At 56.3% G+C, this 26,162-nt stretch carries 27 protein-coding genes; 6 read left to right on the forward strand and 21 right to left on the reverse strand.

Going from position 1 to position 26,162, the window contains the following annotated elements:
* Positions 1-2 precede the first annotated feature (2 nt).
* Both ccmB and ccmA read right to left on the reverse strand, forming a co-directional pair.
* Positions 3-680, reverse strand: coding sequence for a heme exporter protein CcmB (gene ccmB, locus SVU69_01160; protein MDY6941603.1), 678 nt, complete (start codon positions 678-680; stop codon positions 3-5).
* A 62-nt stretch (positions 681-742) separates the two neighbouring features.
* On the reverse strand, positions 743-1,366 hold the full coding sequence (gene ccmA, locus SVU69_01165; GenBank protein MDY6941604.1) for a cytochrome c biogenesis heme-transporting ATPase CcmA: 624 nt from the start codon (positions 1,364-1,366) through the stop codon (positions 743-745).
* Between the two features lie 272 nt (positions 1,367-1,638).
* On the opposite strand from ccmA, the gene pdxH reads away from it, so the two are divergent.
* The 4 genes from pdxH (at position 1,639) to SVU69_01185 (ending at position 5,872) form a co-directional block, all read left to right on the forward strand.
* On the forward strand, positions 1,639-2,241 hold the full coding sequence (pdxH, locus tag SVU69_01170; GenBank protein ID MDY6941605.1) for a pyridoxamine 5'-phosphate oxidase: 603 nt from the start codon (positions 1,639-1,641) through the stop codon (positions 2,239-2,241).
* Between the two features lie 153 nt (positions 2,242-2,394).
* Positions 2,395-2,901, forward strand: a complete 507-nt coding sequence (fabA, locus tag SVU69_01175) for a 3-hydroxyacyl-[acyl-carrier-protein] dehydratase FabA (GenBank protein MDY6941606.1) — start codon at positions 2,395-2,397, stop codon at positions 2,899-2,901.
* Positions 2,902-3,096: 195 nt separating this feature from the next.
* Positions 3,097-4,314, forward strand: coding sequence for a beta-ketoacyl-ACP synthase I (fabB, locus tag SVU69_01180; GenBank protein ID MDY6941607.1), 1,218 nt, complete (start codon positions 3,097-3,099; stop codon positions 4,312-4,314).
* A gap of 178 nt (positions 4,315-4,492) precedes the next feature.
* A complete protein-coding gene (locus SVU69_01185) occupies positions 4,493-5,872 on the forward strand; it encodes a hypothetical protein (protein MDY6941608.1) in 1,380 nt (459 codons plus the stop codon).
* A gap of 23 nt (positions 5,873-5,895) precedes the next feature.
* Here SVU69_01185 and SVU69_01190 read toward each other — a convergent pair whose 3' ends face one another.
* Positions 5,896-6,630, reverse strand: coding sequence for a helix-turn-helix domain-containing protein (locus tag SVU69_01190; protein ID MDY6941609.1), 735 nt, complete (start codon positions 6,628-6,630; stop codon positions 5,896-5,898).
* 387 nt (positions 6,631-7,017) lie between these two features.
* Between SVU69_01190 and pyk the strand changes: the two genes are divergently transcribed.
* On the forward strand, positions 7,018-8,445 hold the full coding sequence (gene pyk / locus SVU69_01195) for a pyruvate kinase (protein MDY6941610.1): 1,428 nt from the start codon (positions 7,018-7,020) through the stop codon (positions 8,443-8,445).
* Between the two features lie 52 nt (positions 8,446-8,497).
* Here the strand turns inward: pyk and SVU69_01200 are convergent, their stop codons facing one another.
* The 4 genes from SVU69_01200 to flgA all read right to left on the reverse strand — a co-directional run bounded on the left by SVU69_01200 (position 8,498) and on the right by flgA (position 11,087).
* Complete coding sequence (locus SVU69_01200; protein ID MDY6941611.1) at positions 8,498-9,229, reverse strand: flagellar regulator YcgR PilZN domain-containing protein; 732 nt, start codon at positions 9,227-9,229, stop codon at positions 8,498-8,500.
* A 70-nt stretch (positions 9,230-9,299) separates the two neighbouring features.
* Positions 9,300-9,797 carry a flagellar protein FlgN gene (locus SVU69_01205; protein ID MDY6941612.1) on the reverse strand — a complete coding sequence of 166 codons (498 nt, stop codon included), beginning with the start codon at positions 9,795-9,797 and terminating at the stop codon, positions 9,300-9,302.
* A gap of 23 nt (positions 9,798-9,820) precedes the next feature.
* Entirely contained in the window at positions 9,821-10,147 is a 327-nt protein-coding gene (flgM, locus tag SVU69_01210; protein MDY6941613.1) for a flagellar biosynthesis anti-sigma factor FlgM, read from the reverse strand.
* 154 nt (positions 10,148-10,301) lie between these two features.
* On the reverse strand, positions 10,302-11,087 hold the full coding sequence (gene flgA / locus SVU69_01215; GenBank protein ID MDY6941614.1) for a flagellar basal body P-ring formation chaperone FlgA: 786 nt from the start codon (positions 11,085-11,087) through the stop codon (positions 10,302-10,304).
* 294 nt (positions 11,088-11,381) lie between these two features.
* Between flgA and SVU69_01220 the strand changes: the two genes are divergently transcribed.
* The gene (locus SVU69_01220) at positions 11,382-12,314 is read left to right on the forward strand and encodes a chemotaxis protein CheV (GenBank protein MDY6941615.1); all 933 of its coding nucleotides are present in this window, start codon (positions 11,382-11,384) and stop codon (positions 12,312-12,314) included.
* 84 nt (positions 12,315-12,398) lie between these two features.
* Here SVU69_01220 and SVU69_01225 read toward each other — a convergent pair whose 3' ends face one another.
* The 14 genes from SVU69_01225 to fliR form a co-directional block, all read right to left on the reverse strand.
* On the reverse strand, positions 12,399-12,785 hold the full coding sequence (locus SVU69_01225) for a DUF2802 domain-containing protein (GenBank protein MDY6941616.1): 387 nt from the start codon (positions 12,783-12,785) through the stop codon (positions 12,399-12,401).
* Between the two features lie 234 nt (positions 12,786-13,019).
* Positions 13,020-13,568, reverse strand: a complete 549-nt coding sequence (locus tag SVU69_01230) for a chemotaxis protein CheW (GenBank protein ID MDY6941617.1) — start codon at positions 13,566-13,568, stop codon at positions 13,020-13,022.
* Positions 13,569-13,580: 12 nt separating this feature from the next.
* On the reverse strand, positions 13,581-14,156 hold the full coding sequence (locus SVU69_01235) for a hypothetical protein (protein MDY6941618.1): 576 nt from the start codon (positions 14,154-14,156) through the stop codon (positions 13,581-13,583).
* An 11-nt stretch (positions 14,157-14,167) separates the two neighbouring features.
* A complete protein-coding gene (locus SVU69_01240; GenBank protein ID MDY6941619.1) occupies positions 14,168-14,962 on the reverse strand; it encodes a ParA family protein in 795 nt (264 codons plus the stop codon).
* The gene (locus tag SVU69_01245) at positions 14,962-16,029 is read right to left on the reverse strand and encodes a chemotaxis response regulator protein-glutamate methylesterase (GenBank protein MDY6941620.1); all 1,068 of its coding nucleotides are present in this window, start codon (positions 16,027-16,029) and stop codon (positions 14,962-14,964) included. The genes SVU69_01240 and SVU69_01245 overlap by 1 nt, the downstream gene beginning before the upstream one ends.
* Positions 16,019-18,001, reverse strand: a complete 1,983-nt coding sequence (locus SVU69_01250; protein MDY6941621.1) for a chemotaxis protein CheA — start codon at positions 17,999-18,001, stop codon at positions 16,019-16,021. The genes SVU69_01245 and SVU69_01250 overlap by 11 nt, the downstream gene beginning before the upstream one ends.
* Positions 18,002-18,009: 8 nt before the next feature.
* Positions 18,010-18,699 carry a protein phosphatase CheZ gene (locus tag SVU69_01255; GenBank protein ID MDY6941622.1) on the reverse strand — a complete coding sequence of 230 codons (690 nt, stop codon included), beginning with the start codon at positions 18,697-18,699 and terminating at the stop codon, positions 18,010-18,012.
* 11 nt (positions 18,700-18,710) lie between these two features.
* Positions 18,711-19,106 carry a chemotaxis response regulator CheY gene (gene cheY / locus SVU69_01260; protein MDY6941623.1) on the reverse strand — a complete coding sequence of 132 codons (396 nt, stop codon included), beginning with the start codon at positions 19,104-19,106 and terminating at the stop codon, positions 18,711-18,713.
* Positions 19,107-19,116: 10 nt separating this feature from the next.
* Positions 19,117-19,848: an RNA polymerase sigma factor FliA gene (locus tag SVU69_01265; GenBank protein MDY6941624.1), complete on the reverse strand. Its 732-nt coding sequence runs from the start codon at positions 19,846-19,848 to the stop codon at positions 19,117-19,119.
* Positions 19,845-20,726, reverse strand: a complete 882-nt coding sequence (locus tag SVU69_01270) for a MinD/ParA family protein (protein MDY6941625.1) — start codon at positions 20,724-20,726, stop codon at positions 19,845-19,847. Before SVU69_01270 ends, SVU69_01265 begins: the two co-directional genes overlap by 4 nt.
* Positions 20,719-22,026 (reverse strand): flagellar biosynthesis protein FlhF, encoded by a 1,308-nt coding sequence (gene flhF, locus SVU69_01275; GenBank protein MDY6941626.1) that lies wholly within the window; start codon positions 22,024-22,026, stop codon positions 20,719-20,721. Before flhF ends, SVU69_01270 begins: the two co-directional genes overlap by 8 nt.
* Before the next feature lie 121 nt (positions 22,027-22,147).
* Positions 22,148-24,193 (reverse strand): flagellar biosynthesis protein FlhA, encoded by a 2,046-nt coding sequence (flhA, locus tag SVU69_01280; protein ID MDY6941627.1) that lies wholly within the window; start codon positions 24,191-24,193, stop codon positions 22,148-22,150.
* A 42-nt stretch (positions 24,194-24,235) separates the two neighbouring features.
* A complete protein-coding gene (gene flhB, locus SVU69_01285; protein MDY6941628.1) occupies positions 24,236-25,375 on the reverse strand; it encodes a flagellar biosynthesis protein FlhB in 1,140 nt (379 codons plus the stop codon).
* Positions 25,376-25,381: 6 nt separating this feature from the next.
* Positions 25,382-26,158, reverse strand: a complete 777-nt coding sequence (fliR, locus tag SVU69_01290) for a flagellar biosynthetic protein FliR (protein MDY6941629.1) — start codon at positions 26,156-26,158, stop codon at positions 25,382-25,384.
* Positions 26,159-26,162: the final 4 nt, after the last annotated feature.

Here is a 26,162-nt window from a genome sequence, read left to right on the forward strand (position 1 = left end):
CGTTAACCCAGGCTGACGCGAAGCGCGGCAGCGGTCGCGAACGGTGCCAAACTGGCCGCTAAAGCGAAAAGAGCACCCAAGATATAAAGTTGCGGTGCCGCTGAAAGCCCCTCCAGGGCCGCTCCAACGGCGCCTGCGCCAAACACCAAGACGGGCACATACAACGGAAGTAACAAAACCGACAGAAGGACACCGCCGCGCCCCAATCCAACGGTCAGTGCAACCCCGATCGCGCCCACCAGGCTCAACACAGGTGTACCCAGCAGCAAGCTCAACAGAAGCACCGGCAACACGTCGGGCGACAAGTTTAACAGGATGCCTAGGACCGGTGCGAGTAGAAGCAGCGGAAGCCCCGCCACCAACCAATGCGCCAAAACTTTTGCCGCGACCAATAGCGCAGCAGGATAAACGCTAAGCAACATTTGCTCGAGGGACCCATCTTCGAAATCGGCCCGAAACACGCTGTCCATCGATATGAGGCTGGCCAACAGCGCCGCCACCCAGATCACCCCGGGCGCAATACGGCGCAACACGTCCGGGTCAGCGCCAAGCGCCAGCGGAAACAGAGAAACGACGATCACGAAAAAAACCAGCGGATTGGCCAATTCGCCCCGACGGCGCACGGCCAAGCGTAAATCACGCTGAAGTAGCCCGAAAAATGCGCTGACCCCGTTACCCACTCGAATGACAACCTCTACAACATACCGATGGTGTTCACAAACCGATTTCGATGCGTTAACCGCTAGCCCAAGCGCAAGCGGGACACCCGCGCATCGGCCTCGTAGTCTAGCCCCCCATGAGTGCTACTGACGACGATACCCCCTTGCGACAGATGATCGTTGACCAGCCTCGCAACCATGGCTTGTCCGCGGACATCCAACGCCGTCAACGGCTCGTCCAGAATCCACAGCGAAGCCGATGCAAGCAGCAAGTGGGCCAGGGCCACCCTTCGACGCTGCCCCGCGGACAGGCGACGGACCAGCACATCTTCAAAACCGAGCAGACCGACCCGATGCAGAGCCGCCTCGAAATCAATATCTGCGCGACCATCGCCCAAAGAACCAGCGAACTGAAGATTTTCGACCGCGGTCAAATCCGAGCTCACGCCATTCAGGTGACCAACGTAAGCGAGTTCACCGTGAAAAGATGACTGCCAACTCCGAATATCGCGGTCACGCCAACGCACGGCGCCCTCTTCCGGCTCCGATAGCCCGGCAAGGATTCGGAGCAAACTGGTTTTACCGCTACCGTTCCTGCCCTCGATCTCCAACGCATCCCCCGGATAGAGTTGGAAGCTCAAGCCCTCAAACAACACCCGTTCATCTCGAATACAGATCAACTCGTCCGCACAAAGCCTCGGCTGCATGTCATCAGGTTGTGGTAGGTCCGGTGGAGTCAGGCGGAAGGACGACATCTTTTAAGACGCTTTTCCCCGAGTGATTGCTGTGGGGTGGAATCGGCGGATACGTTAATGGCCGTCCGCCAATAGGTCAATGCTGCACGCGGGCGTTTCAGCGCAGGTCGAGGAGCCGTATAATCTCGGCGTTCCGACACCAACTGTGCCCGAAAGGGCAGAAATCCTCCACCTGACAAGCAAACGCACCCATGGCGAATATTCAGGACTCACATAAAGACTCTATGGCCCTCAACGAGCGTAACGCGCCAAAAGATCCCTTCATATTGTTCACACAGTGGTACGCGATGAGCCAAACGCTCGGGTTAAGCGAACCGACCGCGATGACGGTTGTCACCGTTGACACGGCCGGACAACCGTCCGCCCGAGTAGTGTTGTTGAAAGAGTATGACTCGCGCGGATTTGTTTTTTTTACCAACTATAACAGTCGCAAAGGCTCGGATATTTGCGACAACGCGAAATGCGCCCTGCTGTTCTATTGGGGCCCGGTGGCGCGGCAAATCCGTATCGAGGGGGTTATCGAAAAAGTAGACCCCGCTGAATCGGATACCTATTTCGCCACTCGCCCGCGTAACAGCCAACTCGGTGCTTGGGCATCACCGCAAAGTCAGCCCATCGAAAACCGGCGCCAACTGACGGATCAATTCGAAGAGTTACGGCAGAAATATGAAGGCCGCCCCATTCCGCGGCCGCCCCACTGGGGTGGATATCGCGTCGTTCCCACCGTGATGGAGTTTTGGCAGGGCATGCCTGACCGTCTGCATGATCGCTTGCAATATGATGTTCTGGCATCGGGCGAGTGGTCGATGAAAAGGCTTGCCCCCTGACGACACTAAGGATATTAACGGTTGCCAATCGCTTGGTCATCGGAGATCATGCCCATCGGCAAGTTGGCATAGAACCCTCACGGGCCTTGCGATTCGTCAACAGAATTCAAGAAAACCGAGCTTTCTATGCACGTAAAATCAATGGGGTATTGAGTGGAAAGACGCCAGAGCTTCAACTACGATGATCTGCTGGCCTGTGGGCGCGGCGAACTGTTTGGTCCTGGCAATGCCCAATTGCCATTACCGCCGATGCTGATGTTCGACCGCATCACCCATGTATCGGATAAGGGCGGCGTCTATGACAAAGGACATATGGTCGCCGAATTGGACATCCGCCCGGAACTGTGGTTTTTCGAGTGTCATTTCCGCAATGATCCTGTCATGCCCGGATGTTTGGGTCTGGATGCCATGTGGCAGCTGATCGGATTCCACTTGGCTTGGCTGGGTGCCCCCGGCCGTGGCCGTGCCTTGGGTGTTGGTGAAGTCAAATTCACCGGACAAGTGCTGCCCGATGCCAAACGCGTCACTTACAAAATCGATATGAAGCGGGTGATATTACGCAAGCTCGTGATGGGCATCAGCGACGCCACAATGGAAGTTGATGGAAAAACAATTTATGAAGCCAAGGATTTACGGGCCGGTTTGTTCACTTCCACCTGATTACCAGAATTGCCACGAAAACACCTCAGACGCGATCATTGAAGGCGCCGTCGGAGTGAGCACCATGGCATCCGAGCCAACGATAATAAAACAGATGTACCCTTAGGCGAATAAGGCCAGATCATCGGTAGGTTGTGCGGCCGCACCGTACACCCCTACCCTAACAGGTAAGAGTATTTCCCAGGAGTTGCCACTATGCGAAGAGTCGTCGTGACCGGAATGGGCGTCGTGTCCAGCATCGGGAACAATAAGCAAGATGTGCTGAACTCGCTACGCAACGGAACCAGTGGAATCGCACGAAACGAAACGTATCAGGAATTGGGCTTTCGTTCCCATGTGGACGGCCCGCTTCGCATAGATCCGAAAGAGCTGATCGATCGGAAACTGTTTCGTTTCATGGGCGATGCCGCCGCCTACGCCTATATCGCGATGCGTGAGGCCATCGAAGATGCCGGCTTGCCGGCGGAGATCGTTTCAAATCCGCGCACCGGACTCATCTGCGGAAGCGGCGGAGCATCGCCAAGGAATCAAGTCGATGCAGTTGATATTCTCCGGGAAAAAGGAATTCGGCGGGTCGGGCCGTATATGGTCCCGCGGACCATGGCCAGCACCACATCGGCTTGCCTAGCGACCTCCTATCAGATTCAAGGGATCAACTACTCCATCAGCTCAGCCTGCGCCACCAGCGCGCACTGCATCGGAAACGCCTGCGAGCAAATCCAACTTGGCAAGCAGGACGTCGTCTTCGCCGGGGGCGGCGAAGAACTGCATTGGTCGTTGAGCATGATGTTCGACGCCATGGGTGCGTTATCCAGCAAGTACAATGACCACCCCACGACCGCCTCCCGAACATTCGATGCCGACCGCGATGGGTTTGTCATTTCCGGTGGCGGCGGAATGCTCGTTTTGGAAGAGTTGGAGCACGCGCTCGAACGCGGTGCCCCGATTTATGCCGAGATCGTTGGCTACGGTGCGACCTCCGACGGTTTTGATATGGTGGCACCCTCCGGAGAAGGCGCGATACGCTGCATGCGCCGAGCGCTGGAAACAACCGATGGGCCTATTGACTACATCAACACCCACGGAACCAGTACTCCGGTTGGTGACGTCAAGGAACTGCAAGCGATTCGCGAGGTTTTCGGCGATTCGATCCCCGCCCTCACATCGACGAAATCGCTCACGGGACACGCGTTGGGGGCTGCCGGCGCACACGAAGCGATTTACTCTATCCTCATGATGAAAAACGATTTCATCGCCGCATCCGCCAACATCGAAACACTGGATCCGGAAGCGGAAGGCTTCCCGATCGTGCGTGAACGACGCGATGGCGTTCGATTGGATCGGATTCTGTCTAACAGCTTTGGTTTCGGCGGCACCAATGCTTGCCTGGTACTACAACGTTTCGAGCGCTGATCACCGATATTCGCCAGAGAACGCGTCGCGAAAATTAGTTGCCTCGGTGGTTTTGCCTTCACCGAGGTTTTTAGCATCGTTCACAGCCGTTGATGTACGTCAATGCGCTTTCCGCACTAACCATTAGAGTAAGCCCATAAGGGATGAATCGACCGGGTTCGAGTGCGGTGGGCGCGGCATGGATGGCGGAGTTGAATTTGACGAGCGGCTCATTCAACACTACGACGCGGCCCGGTCCCGTTACACTTTCTACCCGACTCCGAGACACTTTCATCCCCTCTTCAACGGAACGACGTTCCGCCGGGCTCTTCTAACCAGTAACAACAATGCGCCGACCCGCTCCCTCTCCCTTCTGATTTACATCCCGTTTTACAAGGCGCCGGACGACCGCGCCAGCGGCCATCGCACCGACCCGAGTCAGACCCCGCACTATTTCGCGTGCTTGAAACGTGAAGTCGAATTGCTCGGCCAGCTGCTGCGCCCGGATCGGAGAGTCGCGGAGCTGACCGTGGTCGGTGGAACGCCAAGTGCCCTTGCGTCGGCGCAACTCGACCCGTTCTTCCCGTGTATTCACCGTGTGTTTTCACTGCCCCCCGAGGCCGACCGCGAATGGGCAGTCGACCTGGATTCGTCCGATCGGTGTGCCCGTGTTTTTTCGGACTTAGTCAATCTCGGCTTCAACCGGGTTCGCCTACGCCCGAGAAATTTCCAGCCGCAGAAACCATCCCTCGGATCACGACGAGTCAATTCGGATATACGCACCGCAGTAGTAGCGGCGCGGCGCGCCGGCTTGGGTTCCGTCGGTGTCGAGATTTTTTCCACATCGCTGATGCAACAATCAAAATACGTCAGCGTGGCACTGGATCAAGTGATCGAAGCGCGGCCGGATCGCGTGTTCCTCTTTCGGCCCCCGCAAAAGTTCCATTGTGCCAGTGGTACGGACTATTACCGTGATCTGGAGTTTGTCGGATCGAAAAACAATTTCGCAGTTTTCAAGCGATTTGCCGAACAGCTGCGCGATGCCGGTTATGTTTATGTCGGCCCAGATGTTTTTGCGCTTCCTTGCGATGCGCTGGTTCAAGCGCTGCAGACCGGTCAGCTATACCAGAATTGCTACGGCTATACCGCACACGGTCATTGCGACTTAATAGGATTGGGGTTGGGTGCAATCAGCCGAATCGGAACCAGTCTCTCCCAGAACACTCGGGACCCTCACGTCTACGAAAACCAATTGAACAGCGGCGCACTCCCGGTGGAATGTGGTATCGAATTAACACGGGTTGATCTGCTTCGCGAAGATATCATCTCCGACATCATGTGCCAGGGATGGGTCGATTACGCGTCAATTCAGGCCCGTCATGGCATTGAATTCGAGGATTATTTCCAAGAGGAGCTCGTGAATCTCAGAGCCATGGAAACCGACGGCCTGCTAAAAATGTCGGCTGATCATTTCGAGATTACCGCCCGCGGTAAACCACTACTGCCGGTCATCGCGGAGGTATTCGATACGGAGGCGTCGAGCCAGAACCGGAAGAGACCTCACTTTCATGCCGTATAGATGTAAGCCGGGGAATGGTCAAATCAAACAAATCGGGTCACACACCGCGCGGTGTGCGCCAGAGCAGCCATGTCGAGTAGCTTGACATCTCTGCGGTTGACCTCAATCAAACCTTCTTTCTCAAATCGCGTAAACACTCGACTAACGGTTTCCGTCGCAAGACGCAAAAAGTTTGCGATATCCCGCCGCGACATCGCCAGAACAAATTCTCGATCCGAGTAGCCCCGCTCCCGAAACCGATTAGACAGGTCTATTAGAAAACCGGCCAGTCTTTCCTCCGCGTGACTATCGCCCGCCAGCCACACATGGTTAGACAAATCTTTACTTAGCAGCCGCATAATCTGGTCTTGAAGACGGGGAATCTGGGATGCCAGAAGCGTTAGTTCTTCATAGGGCAAGGCGCACACTGAGCCGGTATCCAATGACACCGCGTCGGATTGGTAAGTGCCCGGGTAAATGGCGTCCAAGCCCATGATCTCGCCGGGTAAGAAAAACCCGAGGACGCGGTCGCGACCCTCGCTATCAACACGGTAATTCTTGAAACAGCCGGAACGAACCACAAACAGCGTGTGAAACTGTTCGCCCACCCGATAAAGGTGGTCACCGGTGTGCTTCGGACCGGAACGCTCAACGACGCTCTCCAAACGTTCGACATCGTTGCGGTTCAAACCGACCGGAACGCATAACTCGCTGAGCGAACAGTTAATGCAGGCACGACGAATCTGACGCTCCAACGAGGCATTGTTCGAATTCGTCACGGAGGGCACATCAAACTCCTGGAGCAACTGGGTAACGAGGAAACTCCGACTAATCGGATCGTCATGTCGATGCTTGGTTTTATTGCGGCGTTGGGAAATCCCCATTCGGACAGGTCCGTCCACCCGCACGCCAACCTGCCACTATTGTCCCAATCTATGCTCATGCTTGGATTGACCTGGGTCAATCCATCCGGGTTAATCGATCGAATCGACAAGCCCCAGATCCCCTGTCGCGGTCGACGGACCAAAGGGAACATTAGCCTATGGCCCAAGCATCGTCACCGCTATATAAATTACAGGGCATCAACCTGGTGTGTTTCATACGCCCACCGTATGATGTCGCCATAGGTCTCTCCCCGTTCGCCCCACAACTCAGGGAGTTCGTCCATGTCAAAATTTTTTCCCAAACACAAAACTAAAATTGTCTGCACCGTCGGCCCGGCGTCGTGGCAACCAGCGACGCTCAAGCGGATGGTGAGTGCGGGTATGAATATCGCTCGACTCAACTTGGCGCATGGCAGTCCTGATGATCACGTGAGGATGATCCGAGACATTCGTGCGGCCGCGAAATCACTGAACCGCCGTGTTGCCATTTTGGCTGATCTTCCCGGACCCAAAATGCGGGTAGGTCAAATCCCAAACGCACCGATCCATCTACGCCGAGACCAGAAAATCTGTCTGACAGACGACCCGAAAAACAAAACCGAGATCAATATTCCGCTGGATTGCGAAGGCTTGCGGAATTCGATCAGAACCGGCGCAACGATTTATTTAAACGACGGATTTATTCAACTCAAGGTCACCCGAATCGACGGCCACGACATTCACTGTCGGGTGATAGTCGGCGGGTCATTGTACTCCCACAACGGGCTGAACATTCCAGGCATTGATCTAGGTATCGCAGCATTCACCGAAGAGGATCGAAAACTAATGTCTTTCGCGCTGGATGCCGGTGTCGATGCCTTGAGCGTCTCATTCGTGCAACGTGCAGCAGACATTCATGCCGCGCGTGCGGCCGCGGCTGAACGTGGTTTTTCGCCTTTTATCATCGGGAAAATCGAACGCGGTCTTGCGGTTGAGAATATCGATGAAATACTCAGCGCGGCCGACGGCATCATGGTCGCACGCGGAGACCTGGGTGTGGAAACGCCGATTGAAGCCATCGCAGTAACGCAAAAGGCGTTGATCAGAAAAGCGAATTTGCGCGGACGCCCCGTGATCACGGCCACGCAAATGTTGGAATCGATGACAGAAAATCGGCGACCGACCCGAGCTGAAGCGACAGATGTCGCCAATGCCATTTTGGACGGCACCGACTGCGTGATGTTGTCAGGAGAATCGGCGATGGGGAGCTATCCCGTCGATGCTGTGAGGATGATGGCTCGGATCGCCAGCACTGTGGAACCCTCTCGCTCCCGCGATGACGTCCACGCCAAACTGCTGAAATCGAATGCGCAGGGAAAAGCCCGGGTAGAAGACGTGATGGCGATGGATATGTCAACGGCGGTAGATCGGTTAAAACCTCGCATCGTGGTCGCGCCCACCGACAGCGGTGCGACAGCCAGGCGGCTGAGCCGCTTCAAGTTTCCTCATTGGATCGTCGCCTTCACCAGTTCCCACCAAGTCTGCCAAAACCTCTGTTTTTCCTACGGTGTATACCCGGAGATGATCGAGCCCGGCGACTACAGCTGGCGAGAACTCAGCCGCCAATGGTGTGCCGATCACGACATATCTAGCGGAAGGGTCGTAATGACCCACGGCCCATCACGCGCGCAGCCCGATGCCAGTAGTTTCGTGGAAATCTTCGAGTTATAGTCAGGTCCGATAGTGACCTGCGCTCTTTTTGGTCCCGTCTGATGCGAGTAGTTCAGTCGCCGGTATGGGTTCTGACCCGAATCATCCTTCGCTGCAAATCGGCAACGAACCGGCGGATCATGGCGCGTTGCTTGGGTTCCAGAGAAACGAATCGGGCGCCAACACGGGTTTGCCTGCAGATCTCAATTTGTCCTTTAAATCGCAGTTCGACATCGGTTATCAGATCCCCGTCCGGCAGACGGAGGATGATCGGATAAGCGGCATCCCCCACGTCGACACTCAAATGATCTGGAAAACTCACTCCAAGTCCCTCTTCTGACAAGTCTTCCAGTTTGCCGACGACTTGACGCTCAAAGCCATCGTCGTACAGAACTAAACCCGCATCGACCGTGGAGCCGACAGGCACACGATGACAACCGCGTTGTTGTAAATACCGCAGCCATTCGGGAAAGGATATCCGTAACAACAACCGCTCCGCTCCCTGCGAAGAGTTGACCAAACGAGATGCGAAGAGAATTTCTTGACCACCCATCGCCCCCATCACGCTGAGACGCCTTGCCTCCAGCAGCCGATCATTGCCCGATGCAGGACGAAGGCCGTCTATAACGATTTCATGCTGGTACTCATCGATGTCGACCAAGGTGGTGCTATAACGGTCGTCGGTATCGGGAATCGAGACATTCAGAGGAATACGATTCTCCACCATCTGGCGGAGAATCTGCCTCACGCGACGCTTATCGCAAATCATCTCGTATCGGGTGAGAGAATCCGAATCAACAGGCATCGAAGACAAGATAGGGTCTCCCTTGTTGTCCGATTACAGACGTCTCGTGAGATTCTCGGAGCGCTGGCGTCTAAGCCGCGCCAAAACTACGGGATGCTGGGGCCGTCCAAGCGGATGGGTCTCCCGCGGGCCCATAGACAGGCTGATCCGCGTGTCCGCTCAATAGGGCGAGGGCTTGTTTCGCTTGGCGTTGCCGGAGGTTCAAGGCGACGCCGTTTACCGCGTTGGCCCGTTGGACGTGCCTCAGTAAATCGAGCATTTCTTTCCAAGCCGGGGTCACACGTTCGGACTCCGGCTGACCGCTGTCCAGGTGACCGAGCAAGGCATCGATTGACAAAGGTGAGGCATCATCAGACCACGTTGCCGTCAGCCTTTTTTGCGCGATATCGACGTTTTCCAACGCTTCAACACACACGCGTTTTTTTCCAACAACCACCTCCAGGGCGTCCCAATCGTTCCGGGTCAACATGACCCGCTCCCGTTCGATCAGGCCCAGAAGCGTTTGAGCGTGTTGCGTACCCTCTTCAAAGAGGGCACGCAACTGGTGGCGCATATCATTTATGTCCATATTCTCTCGCCGAAAGTAAACCTTTACCCACGGTCACCCAGCATCTGCTCCAGTGCGATCAATCGATCGGCTACCCGTTCCGAGTCAACGCGATATTGCCCACTGTCCACGAGCTGTTTGATTTGCTCGACGCGTTGAGTATCGACGACCGGTACTTTCTCAACGGCGGCGGCAAGCTCGTTAAGCTGCCTGGCCGTATCAGTGAAGGTGACCGAATCAGAAATCCGACTACCTGCCGCTCCGTCTTTCGGTGCGGCATCTTGCTTGCTATCTGTCTGAAACTTGGATTGCGAAACGCGATTGAGCGCCTCGGTAATTTGAGGTCCCAGACCATCGATTTTGTCGGGCATATTCCGTGCTCCCTAAAAGGTGTTCCCCGTGACTCGGTACGTGTATCGGTCGGCCTAATCGAAACTTTAGATCACACCACGAACACCTTTCCTCGGGCGACTCGACATGTGATCCATGTTTGCCCCCCCCAATCCTTGTGTTGTCCGAGTTAATCTACATCTGCACCTCCACTTCCGATTCCGATCGCACGACACCTTCAATGACCCGGCCCGAAGACTGATTTTTTACTTTGATGTAATCGCCGATCGCGCCTTCGGTGATCGCCTCCCCTCCCATGCGAATCAGGGCAGAGCCGTAACGTGCCATGATGCGAACGCGCTGACCTCGATGTATGACCACCGTCGAGGCTAATGCGTTGGCCGTCAGCGGTGTACCTTTGGCAACCGCCCGCGTGACCGTGCGACCCAATATCGCTTGCTCAGAACGGATATATCCATGCGGGATGGCGTTGAGATCACGCCGGATACGCATCAGATCGCCCGGTTCGACCACCGTACCCACAGCCAACGGTCTTGCCGCTACGAAAACGTGGCCAAACTCGGAAACTCGCACGGGAACGAACAAACGCCATGGACGATCTCCTTCACATTGCACCGAGACGGTCGTTTGCGCCCGAATATCACCGCCGTACGGGACCGATGCGATCAAGGGATACCCGCAGGCCGGTAGGCGTAATCGTTTATCCAGCTTGCCTGCGACCACGCTCACATCGGCCGAAGACGGCAACTGACTGGCCACGTAGCGTTCTGCGGCCTGACGAATCGCATCTAACGACTCAATGGCCTGATCCGCTTGAGATGGCGAGGCGATCGCGCCCAAGAGCACGAGACATAGCACGAACGATATCCGACGAACCAAACCCTGATCGGCCATCGATATCTGTACGGACAGCGGCACCGGCCGTATCCGGTGAATCCCATGGCGTCGGCTTTTTGACATACGTCAGAATTCCGTAACGTTCGACAAAATTTTCGTGTGGTTCGTGCGGTCGACCAAATGCCTCGTTCATTCAGCGACTTAGGGAGCCCCCATCTGAGTCACGGGTGAGGGTGCTTCGGGAACGAGGATTCGGCCTACCGACGATCCGAAAGACTTTATGCAAAACACATACCAACTTGAGTAAACGTCAGAAATTTAAGATCCCCTCGGAAACGTCGATATTCTTTGATGCAAATTGGGCACCTGGCCCGTCACTCAGGTCTCCGATCGATCTGAACTAAGGGAGAAATTTCCTTGGCAACACGGTTGCAAAGCGTCGACGAACGAACCCGACTCGCCGGCAGTAATCGGCTCGAGTTGTTATTGTTTCACTTGGGCGGACGGCAACGTTTCGGTATTAATGTTTTCAAAGTGCAGGAAGTCGTTCACTGCCCGCCCTTGAACAGCATGCCGAAAACCCATCCGCATATTAGTGGTGTTGCCCATTTTCGTGGGCGAACCATTCCATTTATCCGGCTCTCGGAGGCCATAGGGGCCCGAACCGACCCGTTTCAAGACGGCGAGATATTCGCGATCATTACGGAGTACAACCGAAAGGTTCAGGGCTTTCTCGTCAGCTCCGTGGATAGGATCGTCAATATCAATTGGCGGGACATTCACCCTCCACCACGCGGCAGTGGCCACCAACACTACCTCACCGCTGTCACCGAAATCGAAGATGAACTGATCGAGATTCTAGACGTCGAAAAAGTCCTATTCGATCTGGAAGGAAAACCTGAAAGCGAATGGACTCCAGACCTGACGTCTGATGGTTGTGCTTCCACTCCGTGTCAGAGAGAGGTTCTCGTCGTTGACGACTCTTCCGTGGCGCGCGCCCAGATTTGTCGGACCTTAGATCGCGTCGACGTGAAACACTCCGTCGCACGCAACGGCGACGAAGCGTGGAAGTTGCTGAAGAACCTGGCCGAAGAAGGTACACGTCCGAGTGATCGGTTCTTTCTTGTCATCTCCGATATCGAAATGCCGGAAATGGATGGTTATACGCTAACAAAATCCATTCGAGCGGATAAGCGGATGGACGATCTGCATGTCCTTCTGCACACGTCTTTGAGCGGCTCTTTCAATAAGGCCATGGTGGAACGGGTTGGCGCGAATAGCTTCATCGCCAAGTTCGATGCAGAAGAACTGGGCCGGTATGTCATCGACGTAATGCCGAGGGATCACTAATCAGAACAGTGCCGATTCAACCGCGCAACTGGCCAGATAGCAGCGGGCGCAACGGACAATAATCGCCCCAATCCGGCGGAGCGATCAACCTCGTTGGGCACGGTGCAGTTGTACAATCAGCTCCGCTTCGCCCTGACTCAACCCATAAGTCCTCACGAGATGCTGCGCGTCCGCGCCTTGATCGACCAGCCGGACCGCCTGCTCATAGAAGCGATCGCCTCCCATACGCCCACCGTCGGTCCGCTCCTGCCATTGGCCGAGTTTTTCCAAACGCTGCTCGATAGCTTCCAATCGCTTCTCCATCATTACCAAAGCCTTCCGCTGAGCTTGAGATTCTTTTTGCCAAGCTTGGATCAGATCGAAGTTCTTGCTGCTGGAAGACGATTTGATCTGGTTGAAGCGAATGACTGCCAGCACGACCAGAATGGCACTTCCCACCAGTAGCGTGGCTATCGTCAGTGTCGTTAACATCACTACCTCTTCGAAGCGAATTCTATCCGCAACGCCGCATGAACGGATCAGACGTATTCATCAACCCGCGCATCATCGTCCGGCGGTCGTTGATCGTGGGGCCGAGACGGTTGCTTCCGCTGTCGCCTACGGTCCTTTGAATCGTCTCCTTTCACCGGGCGCGTGGGCGCAACAGGCGAGAGTGGATTCAGCCGGTCAATCGCCATCGATTGCGTATGCGAGCCCTCTGTTTTCTCACGGGGAAAACGCCATCTCATTGAGATCGGTCTCCGTTAAAATCCGAGTCAGATCAACCAAAATCACCAACTCGTCATTCACGCTGGCGACGCCTTCTATGTAAGCAGAGGTCTCTTCATTGCCGAGGTGTGGAGCGCCTTCGATGATCGAAATGGGAATATCACGTACTTCAGAGATACTGTCCACCATAAAACCGATCACTTGATCGTTCGCTTCCATGACGACGATGCGCGTCATTTCATCGGGATCTTCGGCTACCAGGCCAAATCGGGTACGGGTGTCGATTACCGTCACCACGTTACCGCGCAAGTTGATGATTCCCAATACATAGTTGGGAGACCCTGGGACCGGTGCAATCTCGGTATAACGCAGTACCTCTTTGACATGCATGACATCAACACCGTAAACCTCGTCGTCCAGACGAAATGTCACACACCGACGTAAACCGTCGTCGTTTTGCTGTTCGCTGGCGTCCAAGTGATTGTCCTCCGGAATTCGTCCAAACAGATTGCTCTGTGTGTCGGGAATCGTTTCGTTCGAGTTCATTTCTAGCAAATTTCATACCGATGATCGCGCCGAATCCGCTACCGCACACTCTTCCAACGCAGCGACATCCAATATCGCCAGACGCTCACTGGGCAGCGTACCCGCCAGCCAGGCGCGTCGACCGTGCTCGCCCCGCCAGCAAACCGCGTCAACATTCACCGTTCGATAGCCTGACGACCGATCGCATAGCAAAATCAAACCGCTTTTCAGATAAACAGCGTGTGTCGGAAGACCCGGATGATGCGCATAACGTCCTTCAGGCAAGATAGTCTTTGCCGTATCGACCAGCTTTCCGGCCAACTCCGCCGCGACGGTCGAGTCTGCGTCGGAACCAACATTCGGGGGTGATCCTACCCGGTCAACCGCATCAGCTGGAACGGCCAGGTTAATGTCGGCGACCACAAAAACCAGATAGCGCGATTCGGATACTATTTGCGAACAATCCGCCGCTTCGGGGATCTCCGATTCCAAAACGGACGGCTGGTACAGGCTCTCGTTTGTTTGGAGATCTTCTGACGTGGAAAGCACTTCTCTCAGGTACTCCCCCATCGCGATGTCTGAGTCGGTGGTTACCGCGCGGGTCGTCATCGTCCGGTGCCTCAGTGATTAACGGCCGCTGCCGGTTGATGGGGATCTCGCTCCATACCCATCAGATCATCGGCCAGACGTGCATAAGCCAACGCACCACGACTGCCGGCTCGGTACTGAGACAGGGGGGTGGCTGCCTGACTGGCGTCACGAAATTGCGTATCTACCGGGATCACGTCCGACCACAAATTGTCTCCGCAATGACGCCGAAGCCAATCCAGGCTGTCCAGTGACGCCCGCGTGCGCCGATCGAACATCGTCGGCACAATTAGATACGAAGGTACAGGGTGGCCGGCGCGCGCCAGCATCACGAGCGTTTTCTGAAGCCCTTCCAAACCTTTCAGTGCCAGAAATTCCGTTTGAACCGGGACGATCAACCGATCACAGGCAGCTAAAGCGTTCACCATCAGCACGCCCAGCAGTGGTGGGCAATCCATTAGAACCACATCAATAGACGAGCTCACTGTCCGAAGGGCCGTCGATAACACGCGGCCGATACCCGGACGTTGGCCCAACTGCCGCTCCAACGTCGCCAATGCAGAGCTGGCAGGGAGAAGCTGAACGCCTTCGCAACCGGTATCGAGCAACAGCGACTCGTCGATACGGGACGCGGAGCCGAACAACGCATAAGTACCTTCCGACGAGCGATCGTCGGATACGCCGAAATGCGTGCTCAGCCCCGCATGGGGATCAAGGTCAATGGCCAAAACACGATGGCCCTGTTGAGCCAGAGTTCCGGCCAGGGTCACCACGGTGGTGGTCTTACCCACCCCCCCTTTCTGATTGGCCACGGCCCAGGCTCTCATCAGACTGGTCTCGTCTGGTCGGCCGTTTCCGGCTTCGCCGATGCGGCTCCGGCCAGATCAGGGCCGATTCTGGAAAGCGCCAGGATGCGGTCGGCAACTCCGGCATCGATCACGGCCCCAGGCATTCCAAAAATGATACTGGTCTCCTCATCCTGCGCCCACACCGCACCGCCGGCTTGTTTGAGTGCTGTGGCGCCATCGCACCCATCGCGCCCCATACCGGTCAGAATCACCGACAAGGCGTGCCCGCCGCACGTTTCGGTCACCGAACGTAAGGTGATATCAGCACACGGCCGGTAGTAAGTCCGACTGCCAGGATCATCATAAACGTGGACGTGCAGAAAGCCCTTGACGCTCACGACCGAAGTTTGCCGCCCGCCAGGTGCGATCAAGGCCTTACCGGGCAACAACGAGTCGCCGGCACGCGCTTCGCAGACCTGTATCGCACACAAATCATTGAGCCGTTCAGCGAAAGGTCCGGTAAAACTGGCGGGCATATGCTGGACCACCAAAATAGGGACGCGGAAATCTGCCGGTAAAGCCAACAAAATTTGTTGGACGGCCGCTGGCCCACCGGTTGAGGCAACCAGTACCGCCAAGCGAAACGGATTGTGCGACAGGGCTCGGGACACCGGCGTTTTGATCGGTGCCGCAGTCGTTGCAAACAACCGCCGCCCACCCAGTACGCGCAAGCGCTCGCGCAACTTGTTTTTGGCCACGCTTTCATCGGCACAGATTTCACTGAGCCGTTTTGGCAAAAAATCCACCGCGCCGGCGTTGAGCGCGTTCAATGTCGCGGTCGCCCCTTCGTGGGTCAGGGAAGAGAACATGAGAATCGGCGTGGGATGAGACCGCATGATTTCCCGCGTCGCTTGGATGCCGTCCATCACCGGCATTTCGATATCCATGGTGATGACATCCGGCCGCAGGAGCAGCGTTTTCTGGACCGCATCGCGACCGTTCTCCGCCATCCCGACCACCTCCAGGGCGGGATCTGCGGAAACGATCTCGGCGATGCGACGGCGGAAGAAGCCGGAGTCATCGGCGATCAGAACTTTAACTGGCACGCAGAAACTCCCGTCGGCTTTTCGCCAAACGGCCAAGTAACCCAGGTACGTCGAGAATCAGTGCGATATATCCGTCACCGGTGATGGTGGCGCCCGCGTAACCTGACATGCCATGCAACAAAGCTCCGAGCGGTTTGATGACGACTTCTTCCTGGCCGAGCACGTCATCGACCGAAAGCCCGAGCCGGGTGTTGCCGACGTGAATGGTCACCACATGGGAATCCCCATGAGCGCCTTTTGGAGTCCGCTCCATGCCGAGGCACTCGCTTAAATGCATCAGTGGGAGCGGCCGTTCCCGAACCATGACTACTTCCTGGCCATCCACTACTGACATATCGAGTTCGCTCAAGGGAAGAATTTCTTCGACGTTCGAGAGCGGAAGTGCAAACGGCTTGCCCTGCACCTTGATCATCAACGTGGGCAAGATAGCCAACGTCAGCGGGACGCGGAGAATCAGCTTGGTGCCTTTGCCAAGTTCCGAATCGATATCGACCGACCCGTTCAGTTGGCTGATGCGGGTTTTGACAACATCCATGCCCACACCACGGCCTGACACATCGGATATCTGTTGGGCCGTGCTGAATCCGGGTGCGAAGATGAGATTGAAACACTCTCGCTCGTCAAGCCGCGCCGCTGCTTCGGCTGTCATAAGCTCTTTTTCGATCGCTTTTTGCCGCAATACCTCTGGATCCATACCGGCGCCGTCGTCGGATATGGTCAAAAGGATGTTGTCACCCTCATTCTCTGCGGAAAGCAACACCCGACCGGCTCGTGGCTTGCCGTTTCGAATTCTCACATCGGGTCGCTCGATGCCATGGTCCACCGCATTTCGCACCAGATGGACCATCGGATCAGCCAGAGCCTCGACCAAATTTTTGTCGAGACCTGTCTCCTCTCCGGTCATCTCCAGGTTAATTTCTTTCCCCATACTACGAGCGAGATCCCGAACCACGCGGGGAAACCGGCTGAAGATTTTCTTGATCGGTTGCATGCGCGTTTTCATCACCGCGCTTTGCAGATCTGAGGTCACTAAATCCAAATTCGATGCGACCTGCTGGATGTATTCATTGCCAATGCTATCGCGAAGCGTCTGCAAACGATTGCGAACCAAGACCAACTCGCCCACCAGGTTCATGATGGTATCGAGGCTTCGGGTATCTACTCGAACCGTGGTTTCCTGGGCGCTGACATGAGAAGACGGTCGAGGAGCGGCTTTTGTTGTCTCTGGGGGCCGCGACGGCGCGGCAGAGGCTTGGCTTCCGGCAGTGGTGGATTGTTCGGGAACCGGCGCGACCGATTGCGTCTCCGGCGTTTTCTGATCGGACGGGGCACTCGGCCCGGAACTATTCGAACCCGGAGCGCCGGTGCCGTGCAGTTCATCGAGCAGCGCCTCGAATTCGTCGTCTGTCATCACATCACTGCCGTCACCGCCGGGAGAGACCGGTGGCGTTTGCGAGCCGGCCAGATCTGCGTCTGACGTTGTCTCCGCCAACAGCGCATCGAATGCGCGGTCGGCGGGATCTTCCGCCACGGCCGGGGACGATGCGAGGGCTTCCTCAGTGGCGGGTGGAGTCCCGGCATCTTCCTCGGTCAAGTAACTGGACAGTTGACTCAGAAGATCGGGGTCGGCCGGCGCCGGCAAGGTTTTCTGCGAAAGCGTTTCCAGCATGGCTCGAACGGTATCGACCACGCTCAGAATCGTGTCCATCAAGTCTGGTGTGATGGTCCTATCGCCTTGGCGCAGCAGATTGAATACGTCTTCAGCGTGATGGCAAATTTCAACTAAGTGATCGGCGCCGACGAATCCGGCACCACCTTTCACCGTGTGGAAACCGCGGAAAACGGCATTCAATAATTCTGTATCGTCGGGTTTTTGCTCGAGTTCGACCAGCTGTTCACCCAGCTGCTCGACGAGCTCACCCGCCTCGATCAGAAAATCTTGAAGAATGTCGTAGTCCACGTCTAGACCCATGGATTGTTCTAAATTCCTAACTGCTTGATGATCTGGTCCACTTCTTCCTGGTCGACACGATCAATGGACTCCTCTTCGCCCGATGCCACAGGATGAGCACGATCATCGATATCGCATCCGGCCATCCGGCTCAGTTCCGATTCGAGTTCTTCGAACAGGCCGACGACCCGTCGGATCAACTGTCCGGTCAGATCCTGGAACGCTTGTGCCTCGGTGATTTCCACCAAATACCGATGAAGTTTCGGCAGCACCTCATCGACTTCGTCTATGTAAGTTTCTGCTTGTTTTTGCCGTCGTTCCTCGTCTTGCGCGTTACCATCCGGTAGGTCGCCTTTCATCTCGGCGGACGCTTTCGTCAAATGACCGACGTGAGACAAACCTTTTTCGACCAGACTCAACGTTCGGTGAGCCGCTTGATCGGTTAGGGCAATGACGTAGTCGAGTCGTGTTCGTGCCGTAGGGAGGTCGCGCTCGGTCAACGCGGCGATACGAGACTCCTGCCAGGCCGATTCCAATCGTTCGTCTATATTTTCAGCCAAGTCCCGAACGGTGCGGAAAACTTCATCACTGCGCTCGCGGGTCAATTCGTCCAACTCTTTGGCGAACGCCCGCTCTTGGCCCGCCTCCAAATGGGCGACCATGCGATGGAGCTTGGCCAAGTATTTTTGGTTCATGGAGTCCGGCGTAGATTCAGACATGTCGAACTCCTTTAACCCGCGTTGGCGGCCAAACGCTCGAAGATTTTTTCGAGTTTTTCTTTCAATGTGGCGGCAGTGAAGGGCTTAATGATGTAACCGTTAACCCCCGCCTGGGCGGCGTTCACGATCTGTTCCCGCTTCGCTTCCGCCGTCACCATCAGAACCGGTATTGCGGTCAACGATGGATCCGAACGAATGGATTTGAGCAATTCGATCCCCGTGACACCCGGCATATTCCAGTCCGTGATGACCAGGTCAATGCGCGATGACTGCAAGATAGGCAAAGCGGTTTTGCCGTCATCCGCTTCAACGACATTGGTCAGCCCAAGCTCGCCAAGGAGGTTCTTGACGATCCGGCGCATGGTGGAAAAATCATCCACCACGAGGATCTTCATGTTCTTGTCCAAAACGATTCCCCTAGTTCCCACTCACCCAATCAGACATGCGGGCACGAATTCGAACCAGTGCCTGACCGTGGATCTGACAAGCGCGCGACTCACTGACGCCGAGAACAGCCCCGATTTCGCGCAAATTAAGTTCCTGGTCGTAGTAAAGCGACATCACCAAACGTTCTTTTTCCGGCAAACCGTTGATGGCTTTGGCCAACGATTCTTTAAACCCGTAATCCTGCAGATTTGCGAACGGATCGGCGCTACCGTCGGCGGGAATATCGCCGGGTTCGGTCACGCCGGTCTCTGGTTGATCAAGACTGAGAACACGGCAACCCGCTGCGTCGTTCACGATCTTGTAGTATTCATCGACCGAAATGCCCATGGCATCGGCCACTTCGATCGGCATCACCTCGCGCCCCGTTTCGTGCTCGAGCTTTCGTATCGCCTCCGCCACTTCCCGTGCTTTTCGGTGGACGGATCGCGGCGCCCAATCGGACTTGCGCGTCTCGTCCAGCATGGCACCGCGAATGCGAATGCCGGCATAGGTCTCAAAACTGGCACCCTGCTCCGGATCGTAGTTCCGGGCTGCCTCTAACAGTCCGATCATGCCGGACTGAATCAAATCCTCGATCTGAACGCTGGCTGGCAGACGACTGATCAAGTGCTGCGCGATGCGGCGAACGAGTTCAGCGTGATCTCTAACCAGTTGTTCTTGGTCAATTACTCGGTCTTCTGCGTAGGCTGCCTGGCCCCTCATGGTATCGCTCCCACTGGTTGTCTATGCGCGCCAATGAGCCGCTCTACAAAGAATTCCAGGCGACCACGAGCTCCCCGTGGTACAGGCCAATTATCGGCTTGAGCGGCCAAAGACTTGAATGCCCGCGCCGAGGGACTGCTGGGAAAGATATCCACAACCGCCCGCTGACGCTGAAGCGCTTTTCTTAAATATTCGTCGTAGGGGACTGCCCCCATGTATTGGAGGCAGACGTCCAGATAACGATCGGTGACCTTTGCGATCTTGTTATAAAGCTCCCTCCCCTCGAGCGAGCTCGACACCATGTTCGCTAGCACACGAAAATGCGTTACACCAAAATCCCGGCTGAGCACCTTGATCAATGCATAAGCATCGGTGATGGAAGCCGGCTCGTCGCAGACCACCACCACAACTTCTTGTGCGGCCTGCGTCATATCCAGAACGCTGTTCGAAATCCCGGCGGCGACATCCACAATCAACGCATCGACGGGCTGACGCAATGAACTAAAGGCCCGGATTAGGCCCGCATGTTCCGCGGAGGTCAGTGCCGCCATTTGGCGCGTACCGGACGATGCGGGTACAACGCGGACGCCATGCGGTGCGTCGATCAGAATGTCATCCAGGGCGCACGTGCCTTGGAGCACGTGGGTGATGTTGTAGCGCGGTTGCAATCCGAGCATCACATCGACGTTGGCCAATCCGAGATCCGCATCCATCAACACGACCCGGCGGCCCGAGCGGCCCATGGACATGGCGAGGTTGACCGAAACACTGGTTTTACCAACGCCACCCTTGCCACTGGTAACTGCCACCACACGCACGGCACGGCGTTCCTGTATGTCCCGCAAACCAGCGGCCTGATCCGTGAGCTGGTTAGCCATGGTCCCTCCCGCCGGCTTGGACAAAGACGGCATCGGGCTGATCGGCTGCTTGTTGACGCGCCAGCTTGGCGGCCCGCGCCACCAGCGCATGCGCACGCGCAACCTCGATGTCTTCAGGCACCCGCTGCCCGTCAGTGGTATACGCAACGGGTAAGCCGCCGCGCGCCAACTCGGAGAGCGCCGGCCCAAGGCTGGCCGCCTCGTCCAGTTTCGTGACGATGCAACCGGCCAACGCGACACAGCGAAATGCCTCCACGGTAGCCCGAACAGCCTCCGCCTGAGCGGTAGCTGGCAACACCAGATAGGGCTTGACGGCATCGCCTACCGTTCGCAGCCACGAGAGTTGATCGGCGGTTTGAACCTTGCGCTGGCACAGACCAACGCTGTCAATCAACACCAACGAACGATCACTGAGTGAAGCCAAAGTACGGAGTAGCTGAGGGCCGTCCTCGACCAAGCGGACGGGGACGCCAAGAATTCTTCCGTAGGTGAGCAATTGATCGTGGGCACCGATGCGGTAATTGTCGGTGCTGATCAGCGCCACCGAATTTGGTCCGTGCTGCAATGCATAGTGCGCAGCCAGTTTGGCCAAGGTTGTGGTTTTACCAACGCCCGTGGTTCCGACCAGCGCGATCACACCACCATTTGAGAGAATTTCATCACCGGCAATGGGCAGGCGGCGCGCCAGCGCAGCCAACGCCATCCGCCGCGCATTTTCCTTATCGAGTGCGCCACTTAAACTGGACACCAAATCGCGAGCGAGCGATTCGGATATTCCCAAAGACAACAGCTTCTGAAACGCTGCACCCAGGGCCGGATCCCGACGGACCATGTCGTTCCAGCCAAGGCGCGTGAGCTGTTGTTCCAACAGTTCGCGAACCGCCGACAACTCTTCGCGCATGGCCATCATGGCCGGATCCTGAGACCAAACAATCTGTGGACGTTTCTCTGACGATGGGGGCGTCAGCCCGGCGAGATCATGCTCGTCGTCCTGTTCACCGAACACCTCTTCGATGTCCGTATCTTCTTCGCCCTGCTGGCCGCTTTCACGGGCCGCAGCAGCCTCATAGGTCTCTATCGCACCTCGCGGCTGCGCCGCTTCATTCGCGCGTTGTGAGGCACTCATGCTTCGGTCGACCGCTTCGTGCACCAGCGCCTCGTCATAATCAATGGCGGTGATGACTTCCACGCCACCGTCGACTCTTCGGTTTGACAGAATCACCGCATCAGGACCCTGGCTCTCGCGAACCTCCTGGATTACCGAACGCATATCGGAACCGAAGAAACGTTTGATTTTCATAATGGCAGTGCCCTGCGCGACCGAGACACGTGATCAGCACAACGCAACTCGGGTTCGAAGTAGCTGTGGCGTTTATCGAATTTCATTATTATTTTTCTGCTCGTTTCGTAGCCGGTTTGTTTTATCCACCGATGGTCGCGACCAAGCGAAGTTGACGGTCCTCCGGTACTTCGTTGTATGACAAGACATGCAATCCCTCGATGCTATAACGCGTCAGTTTCGCCAACGCTCGCCTGAGAACAGGTGGAACCAAAAGCACGGCCGGCTGCGCATTGGACTCCTGACGCTTGACCGCATCTTTCAGAGAGCCCAGTAGTCGTTCCGCCAAGCTGGGCTCCAAGCCAGGACCGCCGCTATCGGCCTGAAAGGCATTTTGCAAGATCTGTTCCAAGGCGGGATCTAGCGTCATCACGGGAAGCTCATCTTCCATCCCATTGATTTTTTGGATAATTTGTGGGGAGAGCGCAATGCGAACGGCCGCGGCTAAATCGCCAGATTCTTGACTCTTCGGCGCCTGCTCCGCCAATGTTTCGGCGATGGTCCGGATATCCCGAACGGGAATCCCTTCCTCCAGAAGGTTGCGCATCACCTTCACAATGACCGCCAGGGGTAGCAATTTCGGAACCAGTTCTTCCACCAACTTGGGCGCTGTTCGCGCCAGCGCGTCCAACATGAGTTGAGCTTCTTCGTGTCCCAGCAACTGGGCGGCGTTCGTTTCCAACAAGTGGCTGAGGTGGGTGGCCACCACCGTGCTTGGGTCCACAACGGTGTAACCCAATGTTTGGGCGTGTTCGCGATTGGTTGGATCAATCCACAAAGCATCCATGCCGAAAGCCGGATCCTTGGTCGGTGTTCCATCCAGGGTGCCGAACACCCGTCCGGGGTTGATGGCCATATCCCGCTCCGGATGGATCTGTCCCTGACCGACGGGGACCCCTCTCAACAGAATGCGGTAACCATCGGGCGGAAGTTCCAAATTGTCTTTGATGTGAACAGACGGAATGAGAAATCCCATTTCTTGGGACAGCTTTTTGCGGACCCCTTTGATGCGACCCATGAGTTCGCCACCCTGATTGCGGTCGACCAACGGAATCAGCCGGTACCCCACCTCTAAACCGATCATGTCCACTGGTTGGACGTCATCCCAGCTGATATCCCGTTGTTCGGGCGGTGTGGGCGGCGGTTCCGACTCCATCATGTGCTCGGTTTCCGGGGACTGATCTTTGCTGCGATTGCTGAGCCAATACGCGGCACCGAGACTGGCGCCCGCTAAGGCAAGAAAAATCACGTTGGGCATGCCGGGAATCAAGCCCAATGCACCAATAACACCGCCGGTGACCCCCAAGGCACGCGGTTTGGCGAACAACTGCGCCACCACCTGTTGCCCCATGTCTTCTGCCTGGGACATGCGGGTCACGATAATGGCGGTGGCCGTGGACAACAGCAGTGAAGGAATTTGAGCCACGAGGCCATCGCCGATGGTCAACAGTGTGTAGTTTCGCAAGGCCTCGGCCACGGGCAATTGGTGCTGCAAGGTGCCGATGGCCAAACCGCCAATAATATTGATGAACAAAATCAGAATGCCGGCGATGGCATCGCCGCGGACGAACTTACTTGCGCCGTCCATGGAGCCGTAAAAATCGGCCTCCATCCGGACTTCCTGGCGTAATTGCCGCGCCTCCTCCTGGCTGATCAGCCCAGCGTTCACATCAGCGTCGATGGCCATCTGTTTGCCGGGCATGGCATCCAGCGTGAAACGGGCACTGACTTCCGAGATCCGTCCTGCACCTTTGGTCACCACCACGAAATTGATGATCACCAAAATCGCGAAAACGACCAATCCGACAGCGTAGTTCCCACCGATCACGAAATCGCCGAATGACTCAATCACCCGTCCCGCGGCATCGGTACCCGTATGTCCCTCAAGTAATACCACCCGGGTGGAGGCCACATTGAGCGCCAAACGGAGCAAGGTCGAGACCAACAGCACCGTGGGGAATACCCCGAGCTCTAGTGGCCTCAAGGCGTAGATGGTGGCCAATAACACCACGAGCGAAAGCGAGATATTGAAGGTAAACAGACCGTCTAACGCAATGGGCGGCAAAGGTAGAACCATCATGGCGAGCACCATGACGACCAGCAACGGTGCACCAAGACCGCCACGCATAATCTCTCGAGCTATAGTAACAAGTTGATTGAGGTTCATTTGTTATTGCTCTGTTTTATCGATGAATTCTTTTGGAACCTGAGGACTAGGAACGGCGGGTGGCGAGGTGCCCTTGGTTTGGGCTTCTTTGAACTGGTAGACATACGCCAGTATTTGAGCAACGCCCAAATACAACTCTGCCGGTATGGCATCGCCCAACTCCGTGCTGTGGAAAACGGCCCTTGCCAAGGGTGGTGAGGACACCACCGGTACTTCGTTTTCACGTGCGATTCGGCGAATCTGAGCGGCCACGAGCTCAGCCCCTTTGGCAACAACCACGGGGGCCCCCATCTGGTCCGGGTCGTAGCGCAAGGCGACCGCGACGTGGGTGGGGTTGGTAATCACCGCATCCGCCGTCGGGATAGCCTCCATCATGCGGCGTTGGGCCATTTCTCGCTGGATGCTTCGAATCTTGGCGCGAACCTCGGGACGGCCGTCCGTTTCTTTCATTTCATCTTTGACTTCCTGGCGGGTCATCCTGAGCTGTTTACCGTGATCCCAGAGCTGAAAAGGAACATCCACCATCGCGATGACGATAAGGCCGGCGCTGATGTACAAGAATGCCTGCAGGTACAACGATCCGGTTTGGGCGAGACCGGTCGCGCTGGGCTGCAGGCCGAGGTGCAGCAGCTCATCGGACATGGACCACAACACCACCGCTGCCACGCCACCCACGACCAGGAACTTGGCCAACGCTTTAGCAAGTTCCATTAATCCCCGCGCTGAGAAAATCCGGCCCAGCCCTTTGATGGGATCGAGCTTTTCGGGCTTAAACGCCATGGCCTTGGCGCTGAAACTCCATCCGCCCAGTGCGGCAGGACCCAGAACCGCCGCCGCAGCCAACACCAACAACAGCGGAATCAACAACCGGACGCTGTCCCAGAGCGCGACCCCCAGGATGACCGGAAGCTGGGAAGGATGTGCCAGACCGCGCGGGTCGATAGACAGGTAACGGGCAAACAGGCCGCTGCCCTCCCGCATCATCTGTTCGCCGAGAAACATCAAACCCACGGCCGCTGATATCATCACCGCGGCGGTGGCCAGCTCTCTGGAACGAGGAATCTGTCCTTGCTCCCGTGCCTCTTGCAGGCGCTTGGGCGTTGCGCGTTCTGTGCGCTCCTGGGCGTTGTCACGTTCGGCCATGTTGAATCACCGTTCTCCGATCAAAAGAGCCCAAATCAACTCAAAGCTATCGTTGGTTAGTGTCATCAGGACGGGCTGTAGATTGGGAATGCTCCACATCAGGACCAGAAATCCCAACAACATAGAAACCGGAAAACCGACAGCGAACAGATTCAGGGTCGGCGCGGCGCGGCTGGTGATTCCGAAAGCAAGGTTGACGATCAGAATCGCGGCCAGCGCCGGTAGTGCGATCTGGACAGCTCCGGAAAACATGCGGGCACCAAAAGTCACGATCAGCCATAAGCCCTCTTTGGTGAGGGCCATTGCGGTGACGGGAAGCACTTGAAAACTCTCGGCCAACACGCGAATTAAAATCAGATGTCCGTTCAAGGCCAGAAACAGCAGAGTTCCGATCATCAGATAAAATTGACTGAGCACCGGCACACTGACCCCGTTTTGTTGGTCGATGGAAAAGGCGAAACCCAAGCCCATCGACATGGCGATGGCCTGCCCGCCAATGACGATGGCGTTAAAGACCAACTGCACAACGAAGCCCATAGCCACCCCCAACATGAGCTGCTGAACGATCATCAGCACCCACACTGAATCGCTGTAGCTGGGTTGAGAAGAAGGCAGCATCGGTGCAATAACGACCGTCAAAGCCACGGCCAGGCCGAGACGAACCCGAATCGGAATAAACGCGGCGGAGAAGATCGGCGCCACCAACAATAATCCGGTGATGCGGCAAAACGGCCCGAAGTAGTTCATTAACAAGGCCTGAATTTCCGCCGCCGATAGGGTCATGACC

It is taken from the genome of Pseudomonadota bacterium (assembly GCA_034189865.1).
Lineage (GTDB): Bacteria > Pseudomonadota > Gammaproteobacteria > UBA5335 > UBA5335 > JAXHTV01.

What these genes read in the sequence shown, in the direction of transcription:
- flgA (MDY6941614.1), bottom strand. Translation starts at nt 11,087, where the DNA reads ATGTCAAAAAGCCGACGCCATGGGATTCACCGGATACGGCCGGTGCCG.
- SVU69_01250 (MDY6941621.1), bottom strand. Translation starts at nt 18,001, where the DNA reads ATGGGTCTAGACGTGGACTACGACATTCTTCAAGATTTTCTGATCGAG.
- flgM (MDY6941613.1), bottom strand. Translation starts at nt 10,147, where the DNA reads ATGCCCGACAAAATCGATGGTCTGGGACCTCAAATTACCGAGGCGCTC.
- SVU69_01240 (MDY6941619.1), bottom strand. Translation starts at nt 14,962, where the DNA reads ATGAGAGCCTGGGCCGTGGCCAATCAGAAAGGGGGGGTGGGTAAGACC.
- pdxH (MDY6941605.1), top strand. Translation starts at nt 1,639, where the DNA reads ATGGCCCTCAACGAGCGTAACGCGCCAAAAGATCCCTTCATATTGTTC.
- pyk (MDY6941610.1), top strand. Translation starts at nt 7,018, where the DNA reads ATGTCAAAATTTTTTCCCAAACACAAAACTAAAATTGTCTGCACCGTC.
- SVU69_01200 (MDY6941611.1), bottom strand. Translation starts at nt 9,229, where the DNA reads ATGCCTGTTGATTCGGATTCTCTCACCCGATACGAGATGATTTGCGAT.
- SVU69_01185 (MDY6941608.1), top strand. Translation starts at nt 4,493, where the DNA reads ATGGATGGCGGAGTTGAATTTGACGAGCGGCTCATTCAACACTACGAC.
- fabB (MDY6941607.1), top strand. Translation starts at nt 3,097, where the DNA reads ATGCGAAGAGTCGTCGTGACCGGAATGGGCGTCGTGTCCAGCATCGGG.
- flhA (MDY6941627.1), bottom strand. Translation starts at nt 24,193, where the DNA reads ATGCGTGGCGGTCTTGGTGCACCGTTGCTGGTCGTCATGGTGCTCGCC.
- fliR (MDY6941629.1), bottom strand. Translation starts at nt 26,158, where the DNA reads ATGACCCTATCGGCGGCGGAAATTCAGGCCTTGTTAATGAACTACTTC.
- SVU69_01255 (MDY6941622.1), bottom strand. Translation starts at nt 18,699, where the DNA reads ATGTCTGAATCTACGCCGGACTCCATGAACCAAAAATACTTGGCCAAG.
- SVU69_01270 (MDY6941625.1), bottom strand. Translation starts at nt 20,726, where the DNA reads ATGGCTAACCAGCTCACGGATCAGGCCGCTGGTTTGCGGGACATACAG.
- SVU69_01230 (MDY6941617.1), bottom strand. Translation starts at nt 13,568, where the DNA reads ATGAACTCGAACGAAACGATTCCCGACACACAGAGCAATCTGTTTGGA.
- ccmA (MDY6941604.1), bottom strand. Translation starts at nt 1,366, where the DNA reads ATGCAGCCGAGGCTTTGTGCGGACGAGTTGATCTGTATTCGAGATGAA.
- SVU69_01265 (MDY6941624.1), bottom strand. Translation starts at nt 19,848, where the DNA reads ATGAGGGGCCAGGCAGCCTACGCAGAAGACCGAGTAATTGACCAAGAA.
- SVU69_01205 (MDY6941612.1), bottom strand. Translation starts at nt 9,797, where the DNA reads ATGGACATAAATGATATGCGCCACCAGTTGCGTGCCCTCTTTGAAGAG.
- SVU69_01235 (MDY6941618.1), bottom strand. Translation starts at nt 14,156, where the DNA reads ATGACGACCCGCGCGGTAACCACCGACTCAGACATCGCGATGGGGGAG.
- flhF (MDY6941626.1), bottom strand. Translation starts at nt 22,026, where the DNA reads ATGAAAATCAAACGTTTCTTCGGTTCCGATATGCGTTCGGTAATCCAG.
- SVU69_01225 (MDY6941616.1), bottom strand. Translation starts at nt 12,785, where the DNA reads ATGTTAACGACACTGACGATAGCCACGCTACTGGTGGGAAGTGCCATT.
- flhB (MDY6941628.1), bottom strand. Translation starts at nt 25,375, where the DNA reads ATGGCCGAACGTGACAACGCCCAGGAGCGCACAGAACGCGCAACGCCC.